Below are 16,859 nucleotides of genomic sequence, written 5' to 3'. Positions count from 1 at the left end.
CGCAAGGCCGGCGCCTGGTACACGTACGAGGGCGACCAGCTCGGCCAGGGCAAGGAGAACTCCCGCAACTTCCTCAAGGACAACCCCGACCTCGCCGACGAGATCGAGAAGAAGATCCTGAAGAAGCTCGGCATCGGCGTGCGGACCGAGGAGCCCGCAGAGCCGGTCCGCCGGGGCGCGGCCGGCACTCCGTACGCCCAGAAGGAGCCCCCGCCCTCTGCCGTGCCGGTCATGGCTGCTCTGTCGCACCGCACCGATGTCGCAGCAGAGAAGCAACCGAACGGCGCCCAGAACGACGAAGGGCTCCGATCCGGGCCCCGACCGCAGTCGGACAGCTCTCGCGTCGGGGCCGTGGGGTCCTGAGCGAGAGGGCACAGCCGGGCGGTCGGCGCCTCGCGGTCCTGTGAGAGGTGCTCGACCTCGAGCCGGATCCGCGCGTGCCCTGGATCAGCAGCCCGATCCATTGCTTTCCGACCGCTCCGGACATGTTGTTCGCTCGCTCCCATTCCGTAAGGGGTCGAGTGCCGCTCACGCGTTCTTCTCGCCACTTTCCGTATCGGATCAAATTTCCTCTGCGCACGTGATGGACTTCCCTGTCAAGGGAGATATTTGCCACGCGGGACTGGTGCCGAATGGCGGGATCGGCGTGTTACGGCACGATGTTACTGTTGATATCAGTCAGTTCTCGACACCACCTGAGGTTTACGAAGTGAGAAATCGATTCGTTGGCAAGGGTGCACGGCGGCGCAATTTCTGTGACGTGTCCGTAGAAATGCGCCGGGATGCGCTTACCGTGTTCACGGTTGTATCCGGATACGGAAAGTCAAGCTGGGTATTCGATGCCAGCGCGGGACTGTCTCCGGCGATCGCCATTGATCAGAAGGCGTTGAGTCGCAACCCGCGCTCCACAGAGGGCTCCGGCCGGGAAGCCCTAGTACTCCAGCCGTAGATCGTGATCTTCATGGCTGATTTGCGGCTTGTCGGCGGTAATGGCTGGCCTGGGCTCGGGCCTGATGGCGGCGTCGCCAGGCGGACCAGCCGAGCCGGTGGGCCGCATCGTGCACGGGCCGGACGACCACCGTCATGAACAATCGCTGGATTTCGTTGCAGGTGAGCGGGATCAACCTGTCCGGGGCGGGATGGCGGGCGTGTTCGTCAGCGCGGACGACCGCGAGGAAGGCGTGAGCGAGCATGGCCAGGGTGACCCAGCGAGACCACGAGGTGAAGCGGCGGACCTGGTGCTCGTCCAGTCCGGCCAGGCCCTTTCCGGCCTGGAAGGTCTCCTCCACCCGCCACCTCGACCCGGCGACACGCACCAGCGTGGCCAAAGGCACCGTCGCTGGCGACCAGCAGCGGTAGTAAGCCAGTTCACCGGTGGTGCGGTTGCGGCGGATCAGCAGTTGATGGCTGCCGGGGCGGGGTTCGGCCAGGTCGATGACGGCCCAGTCGTAGAAGCGGTGTCCCTTGGCGCCGGCCCCTGCCGACAGCTTCTGCCAGGCCCGCTTCGGCACCTTGACGGCCAGGGCATCCGCGCGGAACTTCCCGGCATCGGACGTGACTTCATGGGAGCAGGCGACGGCGAGCACATGGCCGACGCCGCGCCCTTCCAGCGCCGCCCGCAGTTTCGGGTTGCCGCCGTAGACCTCGTCGCCCGCGACCCAGCCCACGCGGTGCCCGGCGTCAAGGAACCGGCCGATCATCCGGGCGGCCAGCTCCGGCTTGGTCGCGAAGACGGTGCCCTCGCCCAGGCCGGCGGCCCGGCAGCGGGCCGGGTCGCACGTCCACGAGCGCGGGATGTACAGCTCACGGTCCACTGCCGCGTGTCCGCGGCGGCCCGCGTAGACGAGGTAGACGGCGACCTGGGAGTTCTCGATCCTCCCGGCGGTGCCGGTGTACTGGCGCTGGACACCGACGGTGTGCGTGCCCTTCTTCACATCCCCGGTCTCATCGACCACCAGCACCGCATCCTTGTCATGCAGGTGCTCCAGTACGTACTCACGCACGTCGTCGCGCACGGTGTCGGCATCCCACCTGGCCCGGCCGAGCAGGTGCTGCATGCCGTCCGGACTCGCTTCCCCGGCCCACTCGGCGATGTTCCAGCAGTTCTTGCGCGGCAGGTCCGACAGCAGCCCCAGCACCAAGTCCCGCACCCGGCGCCGGGGTTCAACCCGCGCGAACCGGCCCGCTATCCGGCCCATCACGACCTCGAACGCCTCCTGCCAGTGGACAGGGTCTACGCTATGACCCGCGGCTACCGCATGATCTTCAGTCTTCACACACCGATGATCACCGGTGGCCGCACCCGTCTTCACCACCCCCTCGGCCACGACGTGCGAAGACGGGGCCGCATCCGGTGTCCCGCTCGGGCATGCAGCGTCCGCCCGCCGACTCGTACCAGGAGGACACATGCAACGCGGCGAAGTCTGGTGGGTCGACTTCGACGAGCGACGCCCGGTCGTGCTGCTGTCGGACGACGAGTCATCCGGGTTCCAGGTCATGCAGGTCGTTGCGCCAGCGGGCGTCGACATCAGCGGCCTGGGCGTTGAAGTGGCGATAGGCGCCCGGGAAGGGCTGCCCTTCGAAGGCGTGCTGCGGTTCGCGTTCCCGCGTCCAGGCTTTACTCCTTGCACCTGGCTGACCACTGTCGCCCGGGACGACCTGATCGAGCGAGCGGGCGTGTTGTCCTCCGCGAAGCTCAGCGAGGTTGGAGCCGCCCTCCATACCGCTGGACAGAGGAGGGAGTGGACCCCGATGACGGCTGCCAGGCTCCGCGAGATCAAAGATGCCCGCCGTCTCGGAGGACTCGAGTAGCGGACGCCTCTGCTGCCCAGCTCGATCTCGTCGACGACCGACGGCGGCCCCCTCTCCACCGCCCTCCAGCAACAAGATCACGATCTACGGCTGGAGTACTAGGCATACATGAAGGGGAAGGTCCCTCGCAGACGTGCTCGCCACCGGACTCCATCCCCGTACTCGCGGGCGCGCCCTCCACGAAAGCACCCCGGGACGGCACCCGGGCCTCCCGCTGGAGCCCAGGTGAACGCCACGGACGTGCAGGGCACGGAGGAAATCATGCGCCCGGAGGACGACGAGACCGACGCCCCCGCCCCCCCGGCTCCCCTCGGGAGACGGCACGGTCGACCAGGTCAAGGACTACCTGCGACTGATCGCCAAGGCCCGGCTGCTGACCGCCGAGCAGGAGGTGGAACTGGCCCAGCGCATCGAAGCAGGTCTGTACGCCGAGCACCTCCTCGAAAAGCCCTGCCCGGACCCGCACTTCGGCCGGGGGCTGACCCGCCTCGCCGAGGACGGCCGTCGCGCGAAGAGCCATTTCACCGAGGCCAACCTCCGCCTGGTGGTATCGGTCGCCAAGCGCTACACCGGGCGCGGGCTGCAGTTCCTGGACCTGATCCAGGAAGGCAACACCGGGCTGATCAGAGCCGTGGAGAAGTTCGACTACACCAAGGGCTTCAAGTTCTCCACGTACGCGACCTGGTGGATCGAACAGGCGGTCACCCGGGCCCTGGCCGACCAGAGCCGCACCATCCGCATACCGGTGCACACCGTGGAGATCATCAACCGCGTGGCACGGATCCGTCGCGAGTTGATCCACGATACCGGCAACGAGCCCACCCCGGAAGAACTGGCCGAGAAGGCGGCCGTCCCGGTGGAGCGGCTGGCCGAACTCAACGCCTACACCAGGGAGCCCGTCTCGTTGGACACCACCCTGTCCGACGACGGGAACACCGATTTCGGTGACCTCATCATGGACAGCGACTCGCCCTCCCCCTGGGATGTGGTCACCTTTGGCCTCCTCCGGCAGACCATCCAGACCGTCCTGGCGGAGATGACCCCGCGCGAGGCCGGCGTCATCTCCCTGCGCTACGGGCTCCTGGGCGGCAGTCCCAGGACCCTGGAGGAGATCGGCAGGGTCTACGGCGTGACACGCGAACGCATACGCCAGGTCGAGGCCAAGACGATGAGCAAGCTGCGCCACCCCTCACGCTCGCAGGCGCTGCGGGACTACCCCACTGACGACTGACAGGAGCGGGCGGGCCGGCCTCCCCGCCCGGGGCGACGGCTGCGTGTGCTGTCCGCCGTCCTGGAACGCGGCACGGACGGCGGCGGCGTAGGCGTCGATCGTCGGGGTGCGGGCACGTTCCGGGCGGCCGAAGCGTTGGTATCTTCGATGGTGGACGTTTCGTATGGTTGAAGGGAGTCGGCCTGTGGCGCGCAGTGGCGGCAATGCCGAGCGGGACGGGGCACAACTGCGGCCACGTGAGGACTTCTTCATCGCCGAGCGTCCCGGATACCTGCTCCACAAGGCCGGGCTGCTGCTGCTCGAGGACGTGGAGAAGGCCCTGGAGACGGTCGGCATGCGCAGCAGGTACTTCTTCGTGCTGGCCTCGCTGGCCGGAGGGCCCGAACTCTCCCAGCAGGACCTGAGCCGACTGCTCAACCTCGACCCGACCACGGTCGTGACGGTCATCGACGAGATGGAGCGCAACCAGCACGTCGAGCGGCGGCGCAACCCGGCCGACCGGCGGCGGTACAACCTGATCCTCACCGACGCCGGCCGGGCGGCGCTGGCGGCGGTGGACAGTGTGGTCACCGAGGTCGAGACGGCGTTCTTCGGCACGCTCGACGACGACGAGCGCGAAGTGATGCGCAGGATGCTCGACCGGATGCTGGCGGGCCGCTGGCCCGCGTCCGTCTGTTCCGACTGACCGGAACGGGCGGTGCGGAGGTGAGTTGACGGCGGTGGCGGTGGTGCGGGCGGGCCCTTGAGGGCCCGCCCGCTTTCGTTTGCCCGCCGGTTCCCTTCCGCCTGCTCTCCGCCTGCCCTTCGTCCGTCCGTGACCGCGTGTGGGTCCTGCCGTGGGATCGCGCGGGCGACGGCCGGATTCTTGTCACCCACCGTGACTACAGTTGACCCGGACTTTCCAATCATCTATTTTTCCATCATCGATGAATCCGGTTGATAGGAGAGTCCCCGTCATGTCCGCAGAACGCGCACCATCGCCCGCAAGGTGGTGGACCCTGGGGATCGTCGCGTTGGGCACGTTCATGCTGATGCTCGACCTGAGCGTGGTGGCCGTCGCGCTGCCGGCGATCCACGAGTCCCTGGACAGCAGCTTCGCCGACCTGCAGTGGGTGTTCGACGCCTACGCCCTCACCCTTGCGATCTTCCTGGTGGCGGCGGGCTCACTCGCCGACCGGCTCGGCCGCAAGCGGCTCTTCCAGGTGGGCTTCGTCATCTTCACCGTCGCCTCGCTCGCCTGCGGTCTGGCCGGCGACGCCACCGCGCTGAGCCTCTACCGCGCGGTGCAGGGCGTCGGCGCGGCCGTCATGTTCGCGGTCGGCCCGGCCATGCTCAGTCACGAGTTCCACGGCAAGGAGCGGGCCACCGCCTTCACCGTGTTCGGTGCCGCCGTCGGTGTCGCGGTCGCCGCCGGGCCGCTCATCGGCGGTTCGCTGACCAGCTCGCTGTCCTGGCGCTGGATCTTCTACATCAACGTGCCGGTCGGCATCCTCGCCGTCCTCGTCGGCGCGCTGCGGGTGCGCGAGTCGCTCAACCGGCGGGCGCACCCCACCGACTGGGCCGGGCTGATCACCTTCAGCATCGCGCTCGGGGCCCTGGTGTTCGCCACCATCCGGGCACCCGAGGAGGGCTGGACCAGCGTCAGCACGCTCGGCCTGTACGCGGCCAGCGCCGTCTTCCTGATGGTGTTCCTGTTCATCGAGCGGCGCCTGGGTGAGCGCGCGATGATCGACCTGTCCTTCTTCCGCAACCCCACCTTCGTCGGTATCTCCCTCGTCGCCATGATCGGCAACGCGGGCGCCCTGCCGTCGGTGTTCTTCGAGACCAGCTACCTCCAGAACATGCTGGGCATGGACGCCTGGGACGCGGGGCTGCGGTTCCTGCCGCTGACGGCCGCGATGTTCGTGGCCGGCGCGATCGGCGGCGGACTCATCGGCAAGGTCCCCTTCCGGGTACTGCTGGGCGGCTCCACCCTCGTCATGGGGATCGGTCTGCTCTTCCTCAACCTGGCGGAGGTCGACTCGGCCTGGACCGTGCTCATCCCGGCCCTGGTCATCTCCGGCTTCGGTATGGGCGCCTTCAACCCGGCCCGTGCGGCGCTGGCCATCGGCGTCGCCGAGCCGGCCAAGTCCGGTGTCGCGTCCGGCATCAACGAGACCTTCCAGCAGGTCGGTATCGCCGTCGGTATCGCGGGTGTGGGCGCCTTCTTCCAGAACCGCGTGGCCGACGAGTTCGCCGCGTCGGCGGCCGGACGGCAGATGGGTGACGCCGCTGCGGAGGAGGCCGCCCACGGCATCAGCGCCGGCGCGTTCGACGCGGTCGCCGCGAACGCGGGGGCGCTCCAGGAGCAGGTGGTCGCCGCCGGGCGGGACGCGTTCATGACCGCGTTCCACGGTGCCATGACCCTCTGCGCGATCCTCGGGTTCATCGCCGCGCTCATCGGCTTCCTGATGCTGCGGACCAAGGACCTCCACGCGAGCGCGCTGTCGACGATCCCGCCGGACCTCGACGAAGACGGCGAGCTGCGTCCGGACGTGCCGGTGGGCGCGCCCTCCTGATCCGCCCCTGACCCGCCGACGCCGCAGGGCGGCACCGATGCGGCACCGATGCGACACCGATGCGACACCGACGCCCGGCCGGGAAATCCCGGCCGGGCGTTTTCGTGTGTCGGCAGGGAACTGCTGGGGCGGGTGATTTTTGAATCCGTGTCAATTGTGAATTCAACCGAAGCGAAGGCAGGTGAAGCAAAGTTCACGCTTCCTTTATTTATGGTGAACGGAATTTAGGGTTCCGTCCGGATCGGATATTCACGCAAAGGCAGTGTAAAATGGTGACGGGCCTCACAAACCGAGAAGCCTTGTGAATGTTAGAGTCCTGACGTAGAGCGAAGCCGCCCATGATGGCGGCAGGTTGTCGCATGTGCAACCACCACGGGGGAGATCTTGGGGAGGGTCGACCGGACAGAATTCCGGCCGGCTCCCACCGAGACACATACATACGTCACGGGGGACGTTCGAGTGAACCGCATCCTGTTCGGCTGTTGCCGTAGATGACGCCGGCGCCGTCGTCGGTCCGACGTCGGTGACCTGCCATTTTCCTGGTGTCCGCGTCCGGCGCCCCTGTGCGCTCCGGACGGCGGTGCCCTTTCCGCCTGAGCTGGTGCCGCGGCACGACGCCGTGCCGAGCGCCACCCTGGGCCGATTCCCGCACGGCCGAAATTCATCGGAAGTCGCCGGCTGATCCCTGGCGCATTCCGTGGAAAGGACCGGCCGGTGCCGACTTTGTCTTTGTCATGCACTGAATTGGAGTGCTCCATGCGCGAATTCGTGTCCGAGAAGCCACTTGCAGGCACCCTCTCCGGCGAGCCGGGGAATCCCTCGATCGATTCCGCCGTGCCGGCCGAGGCGTTGGAGGAGTGGCTGGGCGACCCCGAGGTGGAGGCGAACTCCTTGTCCTTCGCCCGGAGCCTGGAGCTCGACGAGCGTGAGGAATTGCCGGTCGACGGAATCGGTCAGGTGCGGGCCTTCGGGTTTCACCGGTACTTCGTGCCCGACTGGCTGGGCGGAGACCTGCGGACCACCGAAGAACTGCTGATGCTCACCCGTGTGATCGCCCGCCGCGACATGAACGTGGCCGTGAGCGAGAGCACCCAGATCTGGATGATGCTCGCCTGGATCGGCGGCGATGCCGGGCAGCGGGCCCAGTGGGCGAGCGCGGTGCTGCGCGGCGGGGTCGTCCCCTGCCTGGCCTACTCGGAGCCCGGCCACGGCGCCGACCTGGCCGCCAACGAGCTCGTGGCCACTCCGGACGACGGACAGTACGTCCTCACCGGCGAGAAATGGCCCATCAACCGGGGCCGGACCTCGACCCATGTGGTGCTCCTCGGCACCACGGGCGACGACGCCGTGCCGGCCAAGCGCAAGCAGTCCATGTTCCTCGTGGACAGGTCGCGTGTCGTCTCCGGCGAGGTGACCGGCGTACCCCGCGTCTCCACGTACGGCCTGCGCGGATGCGACATCAGCGGAGTCTCCTTCGACGACGCCCGGGTGGACGCCTCCGCCCGGCTGGGCGCCGAGGGAGAAGGGCTCGAACTGTCCTTGCGCGGCCTGCTGGTCACCCGCACCCTGTGCACCGGCCTGTCCCTCGGCACGGGCGACACCATGCTGCGGACGGTGGGCGGCTTCCTCTCCGGCCGGACGCTGTACGACGGGCCGGCGAGCGAGATCCCGTACGTCACCGAGTCCCTCGCCAACGCCTACCTGAGCCTGCTGGTCGCCGAGTGCGAGAGCCTGGTCGCGATGCGCGGACTGCATCTGTACACCGAGGAGTTCAGCGTCTGGGGCAACACCGCCAAGGTCCAGGTGGCCCGCCTCGTCGACTTCGCGGGCAAGGCACTCGCCCGCACGCTGGGCGCCCGGTACTACATGCGGGCGGCGGAACACGTCGGCATCTTCCAGAAGATGCTCCGCGACGGCGCCGTCGTGTCCGTCTTCGACGGCAGCGAGCCGGTCTGCCTGGACAGCATCACCCAGCAACTGGCCGCCCTCGCCAAATCCCACGAGCGGCCCCGCGACGAGGACTGGAGCACGCTGTACGACCTGCGGGCCGAACTGCCCCCGTTCCAGCCGGCCCGGGTGAGTGTGTTCGGCCGCGGCCGGGACGCGACCTTCGCCAGCCTCCCCGCGCTCATCGACCGTCTCGCCGGCCTCGTACCCGGCGCCGGCTGCGACGAGGAACGGCTCACCGCCCTGCGGACCCGGGCCGAGGAGCTGCGCGGACGGCTCGACGCGCTCTACGCGCGTTTCCACGACCTGCGCAGGGCGCCGGCGGCAACGCCGTCGGCCTCCGCCAAGACCACCCCGCCGCGGCTGATGAGGCTGGCGGAGGACCTGTGCGCCCTGCACGCCAAGGTCGCCGCCCTCGGGATCTGGCTCCACAACCGGGACCACCTCGACGCGTTCTTCGCCGATGGAGCCTGGCTCGAGGCCGCCCTGGCCCGTGAGCAGGTCCACCAGTACGAGGTCGGCGACCTCGACCCCCGGACCGCCCGCACCCTCTTCGACCGGATGAACTCCCAGCGCGAGAAGCACGAGTTCTTCTCCCTCAGGACCATGCGCCAGGCCGCCCCGGGCACGCACGAGGCGCGCCACGGCGCAGACCGGCCGGCCTCCGCCGCCTGACCCGGCACCCGCTCGCCGGACGACCGAACCGACCGCCTGTCCCACGATCCACCTGCTCACCTGCTCACCTGCACACCGGAAGGTCCCGACCTGCGATGAACACCATGAACATGACGCTCGACGACGTGAAGCGCGTCCTCGCCCAGGCGGTCGCCGCCGAGGCCGGCATACCCGCCGCCGAACTGGCCACCGACCAGCCGTTCACCTCGTACGGCCTCGACTCCATGGCGGCGCTCGCCGTCGGCATGGAGATCGAGGACGCCTGTGGGCTCTCCGACCTGCCGGTGGACCTGCTGTGGGACCACCCGACGGTCGACAGCCTCTCCGAGGCGCTCTGGAACCTGATGAACACCGTGCCCGTCCCGGCCACCGCGGACGGCCAGTGATGACGACCGGGACACCCATGACCACCGCATCCCCGGCGGCTGCCGCGCCGCCGCCCGTCAACGCGCAGCAGGCCGGCCTCTGGTTCATCCACGAGACCGACCCCCAGTGCTCCGCCTACCACATCGTGTTCGGGGCCGAGGTCACCGCCGACGCCGGACTCGGCCGCCGGACCGAGGCGATCCTCCGCGACCTGATGGCCGAGCACGACGCCTTACGCGTCTGCTTCCAGCCCGGTGAGAACGGGCCGGCGCAGCGGGTCCAGGAGTCCGTGCCCCTCGACATCCGGCACACCGACGCCCGCGGCATGGATCCGGAGGCGCTGCGGGACCGTGTCAGGACCGACACCCGTACACCGTTCGATCTGGCCCGGCCGCCGCTGTGGCGCATCCACCTGTACCGGACCGCCGAGTGCACCTGGGTGTTCGCGGCCGTGCTGCACCACGCCGCCGCCGACTTCTGGTCGCTGGCGCTGCTGCTCGGCGAGGTCCGCGGCCGACTGGAGGGAAAGCCGGGACGGTTCACCCTGGACGGCGGCGCCTTCGCGTCCTACGCCGAGCAGCAGCGGACCTTCCTGGCCGGCGGGAAGGCCGCCGCGCTGGCCGCCGACGAGGCGGCACGGCTCGCCGACGCGCCTCCCGGCCTCGACCTGTACGGCGACCGGCCCAGGCCGCCGGCCCCGACGTACGAGGGAGGCTCGGTACCGTTCGCCCTGTCGGCCGAAGCGACCGACACCGTGCGGGAGTTGGCGCGCGAGGGCGCGGCGACGCCGTACATGGTGCTGCTGTCCGCCTACTTCGTGCTGCTGAGCCGGCTGAGCGGCCGGTCCGACGTCCTGGTCGGCACCCCGACCTCCGGCAGGCTGCAGCGCCAGTACCGCGACGCGCTCGGCAACTTCGTCAACACCGTCGTCGTACGCGGTGAGGTCGAGGAGACCGCGACGTACCGGGAGGTGCTCGCCTCCGTACGGGCCCGGGTGCTCGAGGCGATGCGGGCCCAGGAACTGCCGTTCCCCTGGCTGGTCCGGGAACTCGCGCCGCCCCGCGACCCGAGCCGGACCCCGCTGTACCAGGCCGGCTTCGCCTGGGACCGGCTGCCGTTCCTCACCGACATGGACTCCTTCTTCCTGCTGGACCCGGACCGGACCGCCGAACTGGCCGTCGCGGGCGCCACCTTGCGGCCCTACCCGGTGCCGCAGCAGGAGGGCCAGACGGACCTGTGGATCGAGATGGGCGGGGAGCGGGACGGCGCCTTCGTGGGTGTCCTGCGCTACAACACCGACATCTTCGAGCCGGGCACGGCCCGCGACCTGGCCGCCGCCTTCGTCGCGACTGTGGAGAGCCTGGTCCGGGAACCGGACGCACCGCTGCACAGCCTCGCCCGGGGCGACGAGCGCCAGGTGGCCCGGCTCGCCGCCCAGGGCTCCGGCCCCGCACGCGCGCTGCCCGACGCCAGGCTCCCGGACCTCTTCCGGGACCAGGTCCGGCGCACCCCCGACGCGACCGCCCTGGTCGCCGACGGCGAGGAGTGGAGCTACGCGCGGCTGCTGGAGCGGACCGAGGAGGTCGCGGCGGCCCTGCGCACCGCGGGCATCGCCGCGGGTGACCGGGTCGCGGTGATGGCGGAACGCGGGGCACCGCTGGTGGCCGCCCTGCTCGGCGTGCTGGAGGCCGACGCCGCCTACGTGCCCCTGGACCCCAAACTGCCGGTGGAACGGCTCGCCTACATGGCCGAGGACTCCCGCGCGCGGCTGCTGCTCGGTGAGCGCGGCACGGGGGAGAACCCGCTGCCCGGACTCGGACTCCCCGTGCTGCGTCTGGACGACCTGACGGCGGGCGTCACCGGCGCCGGGGTGCCTGGGGCCGTACCGGAGCCCGGTGGCACCGGGAGCGCGGAGGGGACGGAAAGGAAGGGGACGGACAGGAAGGGGACGGGCCCGGACGGCCGGGGGCTGGCGTACATCCTCTACACCTCCGGTTCCACCGGCCGTCCCAAGGGCGTGGCGATCGGACACCGTGCCCTGGTCAACCTGCTGCTGTCGATGCGCGACACCACCGGATTCGACGCCTTCGACAGTCTGCTCGCCGTCACCACGGTCTCGTTCGACATCGCCGGGCTGGAACTGTTCATGCCCCTGGTGGCCGGCGGGCGCGTGATCGTATGCGACAGCGACACGGCCGCCGACGGCGCCCGGCTCGCGGTCCGCATCGAGGAATCCGGCGCGACCTGGATGCAGGCCACCCCCACCTCGTGGCGCATGCTGCGTGACGCCGGCTGGAACGGCTCCCCACGGCTGAACGTGCTCTGCGGCGGCGAGGAACTGCCCCTCGAGCTGGCCGAGTTCCTGTCCGGCCGGGTGGCGAGCCTGCGCAACGTGTACGGGCCGACCGAGACGACCATCTGGTCCACCGAGGGCTTGGTCGACTCCGCCGCCGGCATCGACATCGGCCGCCCCCTCGCCAACACGCAGCTGTACGTGCTGGATCCGCGGGGACGTGCTGTCGAACCGGGCTTCCCCGGCGAGCTGTGGATCGGCGGCGAGGGCCTCGCCGCCGGGTACTGGGACCGACCCGAACTGACCGCGGAGCGGTTCGTCACCGGGCTGCCCGCCGCCCCGCGGCAGCGGCTGTACCGCACCGGCGACCGGGCCCGCTGGACCAGCGACGGCCGGCTGCTGCACCACGGCCGCCTCGACAACCAGGTCAAGCTGCGCGGCTACCGCATCGAACTCGCCGAGGTCGAGGCCGTGCTGCAGGCGGTGGACGGGGTCTCCGCGGCCGTCGTGGTGGTCCGCGACGACCGGCTCGTCGGCTACGTGGTGCCCGAACCCGGTACCGAACCCGGTACCGGACCGAGTACGGCCGAGGTCAAGAAGGCGGCGGCCGTTTCGCTGCCCCCGTACATGGTTCCGGGCATCCTCGTCGTCCTGGACGAACTCCCGCTGACGGCCAACAAGAAGATCGACCGCAACCGGCTGCCGGAGCCCGAGGTCACCTCGGACGCCGTCTTCGAGAAGCCGCGCGACGCCACGGAGATCACCCTGGCCCGCATGTGGACGGAGATCCTCGGCATCCCCGAGGTCGGCGTGCACGACAACTTCTTCGACGTGGGCGGTCATTCGCTGCTCGCCGTGCGGCTCAGTGCCGCCATCCGCGAGGAATGGGACGTGGAGATCCCGATCTCCGAACTGCTGCGGCAGGGCACCATCGCCGAACTGGCCACGACCGTACGGCGCGGCGGCCAGGAGACCCCCCGCGTCCCGGTCGTCACCCTGCGCGAGGGGGAGGAGGGAAGCAGGCCGCTGTTCCTGTTCCACCCCTTCGGCGGCACCGTCTTCTGCTACGTCGAGCTGACCCGCCACCTTCCCCCGGGCCGCGCGGTCCTGGCGGTGGAGGCGCCCGGCATCGAGAGCACGGGCGAGGCCGAGGTGAGCGTCGAGGGGATGGCCGCCCGGTACATCGAGTACCTCAGGGAGATCCAGCCCACCGGGCCGTACGCCCTCGGCGGCTGGTGCTTCGGCGGGGTGATCGCCTACGAGGTGGCCGGCCGGCTGCGCGCCGCCGGCGAGGAGATCGAACTCCTCGCCGCCATCGACAGCCGCGCCCCGATCGAGGAGAACATCCCGGAGACCGCGGACGACGCGACGATCCTGTCGTGGTTCGCGCGGGACCTCGCGGTGCCCTACGGGAAGAGCCTCGACATCCCCGCACAGGACCTGCGGGAACTCGGCGGCGACGCCGCGTTCGACCACATCCTGGCCCGGGCCGCCGCCATCGGCGTCCTCGCCGAGGACGCGGACCGCGACCAGATCCTGCGCTACTTCGAGGCGTACCTCGCCAACGGCATCGCCCTGCAGACCTATCTGCCCGAGCCCAGCGACCTCGGACTGCTGCTGCTCCGCGCCGTGGACGAACCCGTCGACTACGGGCCGAAGCTCGGCTGGGACACGCTGATCAAGGGATCGCTCCAGGTCGTCGACGTCTGTGGCGACCACAACTCCGTCATGTATCCGCCGCACGCCGCCGTCGCCGCCGAGGCGATCGCACCGCACATGGGAGCACACCAGCGATGAACACCGCGTCTCTCAGGGCCGAGTACGAGTTCGACCTTCCGGTGCCGCCGAAGGAGGCCTTCGCCTGGCTGTCCGACCCCGCCCGTGACCCCGAGTGGCAGTCCGGCTGCGTGGACACGAAGCTGCTCAACGGGGCCGCGCGCGAGGGCTGCCGGTACGAGATCACCTTCGCGATGATCGGCAAGCGGATGACGTTCACCGTCGACATCACCGAGTACGAGCCGGGCCGCCGGTCCCGGTTCCACGTGGTGGACGGGCCGTTCGGCTACACCGGCACCTACGACTACACCGAGCACCCGGACGGCACCACCGGCGTGCACTGGACGTTCGACGTGGAGCCCGGGGACTACTTCGGGATCATGCCGAAGTCCCTGCTGCGCAAGGTGCTGGTCAGCCAGGTCAAGAAGGACTCCGGCCGGCTCGCCGACCGGCTCGCGCAGGCGGAGCGGCCCCGGTCGTCCTGATCCGGGCCCCGGCGCGCCCGCACCGACCACACCCGCGTCCTGACAGGAGAAGCCATGCCAGGGGAAACCCCTCAGTACGGGATCACACCACAGCACGGGATCACACCACCGCACGAGAACACGCACACGCCGCAGTCCACGGACCGGCCGCGCCCGAAGGTCGTCGTCACCGGTGTCGGCACCACCACCGCGCTCGGTGGTGACGTGGCCGCAACCTGGGACGCGTTGCTCCGCGGCGAGAACGGCATCCGGCTGCTGGACGACGAGGACTGGACGAAGGACATGCCCCCGGCGCTCGGCGGGCGGGTGAAGGCCGAACCCGGACCCGCACTCGAGCACAAGCAGCGCCGCCGGCTGAGCCGTTCCGCCCAGCTCGCCGTGACGGCCGCCGCGGAGGCCTGGAACGACGCCGGCCTCGACAGCGCCCCGGCGGGGTCGCGCCGGGTGGCCGTGGTCGTTTCGGCCGCACTGGGCGACATGAACGCGATGATCAGCGGCTGGGAGACGCTCAAGAGCCGGGGCTGGAACCGGGTGCCCCCGCTGACGGTGCCGATGTCCATGGGCAACGGCTCCGCGGCCGCCGTCGCCCTGCTGGTGAACGCGCGGGCGGGGGTGCATGCCACGGTCAACGCCTGCTCCTCCGGGACGCAGGCGCTGGCCACCGCGGCCGAGCTGATCCGCCGCGGCGAGGCGGACGTCGTCGTGGCCGGCGGCACCGAGGCACCGCTGCACCCGCTGGTCCTCGCCTCGTTCGGGTCGATGCGGGCCCTGTCGAAGAGGGTGGACGACCCGGCCTCGGCGTCCCGCCCGTACGACGCGGACCGCGACGGAATGGTGCTCGGCGAGGGGTCGGGCATCCTCGTCCTGGAGTCCGAGGAGCACGCAGGAGAGCGCGGCGCGCGGATCTACGCCGAACTCGCCGGTGTGGGCAGTTCCTCGGACGCCTACGACATGGTGCAGCCCGACCCGGCCGGGACCGGCACCGCCAGGGCGATCCGGTACTCGCTCGCCGACGCCGGGGCCCGGCCCGAGGAGGTGGTCCACCTGAACGCCAACGGCACGGCCACGCTCCCCGGCGACGCGGCCGAAGGGCACGGCATCCGGGCCGTGTTCGGGGACGCCGACCGGGGGCCCGCGGTCTCGGCGAACAAGTCGATGACCGGGCACAGCCTGGGCGCGGCCGGCGCGATCGAGTCGATCGCCACCGTGCTCTCCCTGTACCACGGCATCGTGCCGCCGACCCGCAACTTCACGCGGCTCGATGAGGACCTGTCGGTCGACGTCGTGCACGGCAGCCCGCGGAAGCTGGAGGGCGAGCGATACGTCGCGGTGAAGAACTCGGCCGGGTTCGGCGGGCACAACGTCGCCCTCACCTTCCGCGACGTGCCCGCACGCCGGAACCCGTAATAACGGCACCCGTAACACCCGTATCCAGACGTGGAGTTGTTCCAGTGACAGCGATAGACCGCACCGTGGTCGTCACCGGTCTCGGTGCCACCACACCACTCGGCGGGAACGCCGCCTCCACCTGGCGGGGCCTGCTGGCCGGCCGCTCCGGGGTCCGCCCGCTGAGGCACCACTGGACCCGCGAGGTCCAGGTACGCATCGCCGGCGAGGCCGCCGTGGAGCCGAGGGAGGTGCTGCCCGCGTCCGAGACCGGCAAGCTGGACCGCGCGGCCCAGTTCGCCCTCGTCGCGGCGCGCGAGGCGTGGGCCGACGCCGGGTTCACCGGCCGGGCCGGCGCGGACGCCCCGGTGGACCCGGACCGGCTCGGCGTGGTCGTCGCCTCCGCCATCGGAGGGATGACCTCGCTGCTCGACCAGTACGAGATGCTCAAGCAGCAGGGCCCGCGTGGGGTTTCCCCGCACGCGATGCAGATGATGATGGCCAGTACGCCGTCGGCCACCGTCGGCCGGGACGTCAACGCCCGCGCCGGGGTGCACAGCCCGGTCAGCGCCTGCGCCACGGGCGCCGAAGGCATCGGCTACGCGATCGAGATGATCCGTACCGGCCGCGCCGACATCGTCCTCGCGGGCGGCACCGAGGCGGCCATCTGCTCGCTGAACATGGCCGCCTTCGGCAACATGATGGCGATGTCCAAGCGCAACGACGACCCGGAGGCGGCCTCCCGTCCCTACGACGTCGACCGGGACGGCTTCGTCATGGGCGAGGGCGCGGGCGTCCTGGTGCTCGAGGCGGCCGAGCACGCGGCCCGGCGCGGCGCACGCGTATACGCGGAGGCCGTCGGGCAGGGGCTCTCCGCGGACAGTCACCACATCACCCGGCCCGAGCCGACGGGCCGCGGCATCGCCGCCGCGCTGGGCAACCTGCTGGAGGCGAACGACCTGAAACCCGCCGAGATCGTGCATGTCAACGCGCACGCCACCTCGACCCCGATGGGGGACGTCGCCGAGATCACCGCGCTGCGCACGGTGTTCGGCGACGACACCGACCACTTCGCGGTCTCCGCCACCAAGTCCATGACGGGCCACCTGATGGGCGGGGCCGGCGGGGTCGAGTCCGTCGCCGTGATCCTCGCGCTACGGGACCGGCTCGCGCCCCCGACCGTCAACCTGGACACCGTCGACCCCGAGGTGGCCGCGGACATCGTCCGCGACGAGCCGCGCCCGCTGCCCGAGGGGCGTATCGCCGCCCTGAACAATTCCTTCGGATTCGGCGGCCACAACGTGGTGCTGGCGTTCCGGACCTGGTGACAC

At 70.3% G+C, this 16,859-nt stretch carries 11 protein-coding genes and 2 pseudogenes; 12 read left to right on the top strand and 1 reads right to left on the bottom strand.

Going from position 1 to position 16,859, the window contains the following annotated elements; translation table 11 throughout:
• Together ACFYQA_RS27045 and ACFYQA_RS27040 are read left to right on the top strand one after the other, a co-directional pair.
• Positions 1–363: pseudogene (locus tag ACFYQA_RS27045) on the top strand (hypothetical protein); the annotation flags it as partial.
• A gap of 217 nt (positions 364–580) precedes the next feature.
• On the top strand, positions 581–949 hold the full coding sequence (locus ACFYQA_RS27040; RefSeq protein WP_388922911.1) for a hypothetical protein: 369 nt from the start codon (positions 581–583) through the stop codon (positions 947–949).
• A 10-nt stretch (positions 950–959) separates the two neighbouring features.
• Here ACFYQA_RS27040 and ACFYQA_RS27035 read toward each other — a convergent pair whose 3' ends face one another.
• Entirely contained in the window at positions 960–2,198 is a 1,239-nt protein-coding gene (locus ACFYQA_RS27035) for an IS701 family transposase (protein WP_388922917.1), read from the bottom strand.
• 208 nt (positions 2,199–2,406) lie between these two features.
• Here ACFYQA_RS27035 and ACFYQA_RS27030 point away from each other — a divergent pair, with 208 nt between their 5' ends.
• The 10 genes and pseudogenes from ACFYQA_RS27030 (at position 2,407) to ACFYQA_RS26985 (ending at position 16,856) form a co-directional block, all read left to right on the top strand.
• Positions 2,407–2,811, top strand: a complete 405-nt coding sequence (locus ACFYQA_RS27030; protein ID WP_037713353.1) for a type II toxin-antitoxin system PemK/MazF family toxin — start codon at positions 2,407–2,409, stop codon at positions 2,809–2,811.
• 204 nt (positions 2,812–3,015) lie between these two features.
• Positions 3,016–4,042: pseudogene (locus tag ACFYQA_RS27025) on the top strand (RNA polymerase sigma factor); the annotation flags it as partial.
• A gap of 184 nt (positions 4,043–4,226) precedes the next feature.
• The gene (locus ACFYQA_RS27020; RefSeq protein ID WP_388922908.1) at positions 4,227–4,727 is read left to right on the top strand and encodes a MarR family winged helix-turn-helix transcriptional regulator; all 501 of its coding nucleotides are present in this window, start codon (positions 4,227–4,229) and stop codon (positions 4,725–4,727) included.
• Positions 4,728–4,998: 271 nt separating this feature from the next.
• Positions 4,999–6,600, top strand: a complete 1,602-nt coding sequence (locus tag ACFYQA_RS27015) for an MFS transporter (protein WP_388922905.1) — start codon at positions 4,999–5,001, stop codon at positions 6,598–6,600.
• Between the two features lie 756 nt (positions 6,601–7,356).
• Entirely contained in the window at positions 7,357–9,222 is a 1,866-nt protein-coding gene (locus ACFYQA_RS27010; protein ID WP_388922902.1) for an acyl-CoA dehydrogenase, read from the top strand.
• A gap of 95 nt (positions 9,223–9,317) precedes the next feature.
• Complete coding sequence (locus tag ACFYQA_RS27005) at positions 9,318–9,608, top strand: acyl carrier protein (protein ID WP_388922899.1); 291 nt, start codon at positions 9,318–9,320, stop codon at positions 9,606–9,608.
• A 17-nt stretch (positions 9,609–9,625) separates the two neighbouring features.
• Entirely contained in the window at positions 9,626–13,678 is a 4,053-nt protein-coding gene (locus ACFYQA_RS27000) for an amino acid adenylation domain-containing protein (protein ID WP_388922896.1), read from the top strand.
• A complete protein-coding gene (locus ACFYQA_RS26995; RefSeq protein WP_388922893.1) occupies positions 13,675–14,142 on the top strand; it encodes an SRPBCC family protein in 468 nt (155 codons plus the stop codon). The genes ACFYQA_RS27000 and ACFYQA_RS26995 overlap by 4 nt, the downstream gene beginning before the upstream one ends.
• Before the next feature lie 54 nt (positions 14,143–14,196).
• Positions 14,197–15,549: a beta-ketoacyl-[acyl-carrier-protein] synthase family protein gene (locus tag ACFYQA_RS26990; protein ID WP_388922890.1), complete on the top strand. Its 1,353-nt coding sequence runs from the start codon at positions 14,197–14,199 to the stop codon at positions 15,547–15,549.
• Positions 15,550–15,593: 44 nt separating this feature from the next.
• Positions 15,594–16,856 carry a beta-ketoacyl-[acyl-carrier-protein] synthase family protein gene (locus ACFYQA_RS26985; protein ID WP_388922887.1) on the top strand — a complete coding sequence of 421 codons (1,263 nt, stop codon included), beginning with the start codon at positions 15,594–15,596 and terminating at the stop codon, positions 16,854–16,856.
• Positions 16,857–16,859 lie beyond the last annotated feature (3 nt).

Origin of the sequence: Streptomyces sp. NPDC005774 (assembly GCF_042871645.1) — a bacterium.
In the GTDB taxonomy this organism is placed as follows: domain Bacteria; phylum Actinomycetota; class Actinomycetes; order Streptomycetales; family Streptomycetaceae; genus Streptomyces; species Streptomyces pratens.
The sequence above is the reverse complement of the archived record's forward strand: the minus strand, read 5'-3'. Positions and strand labels throughout refer to the sequence as shown.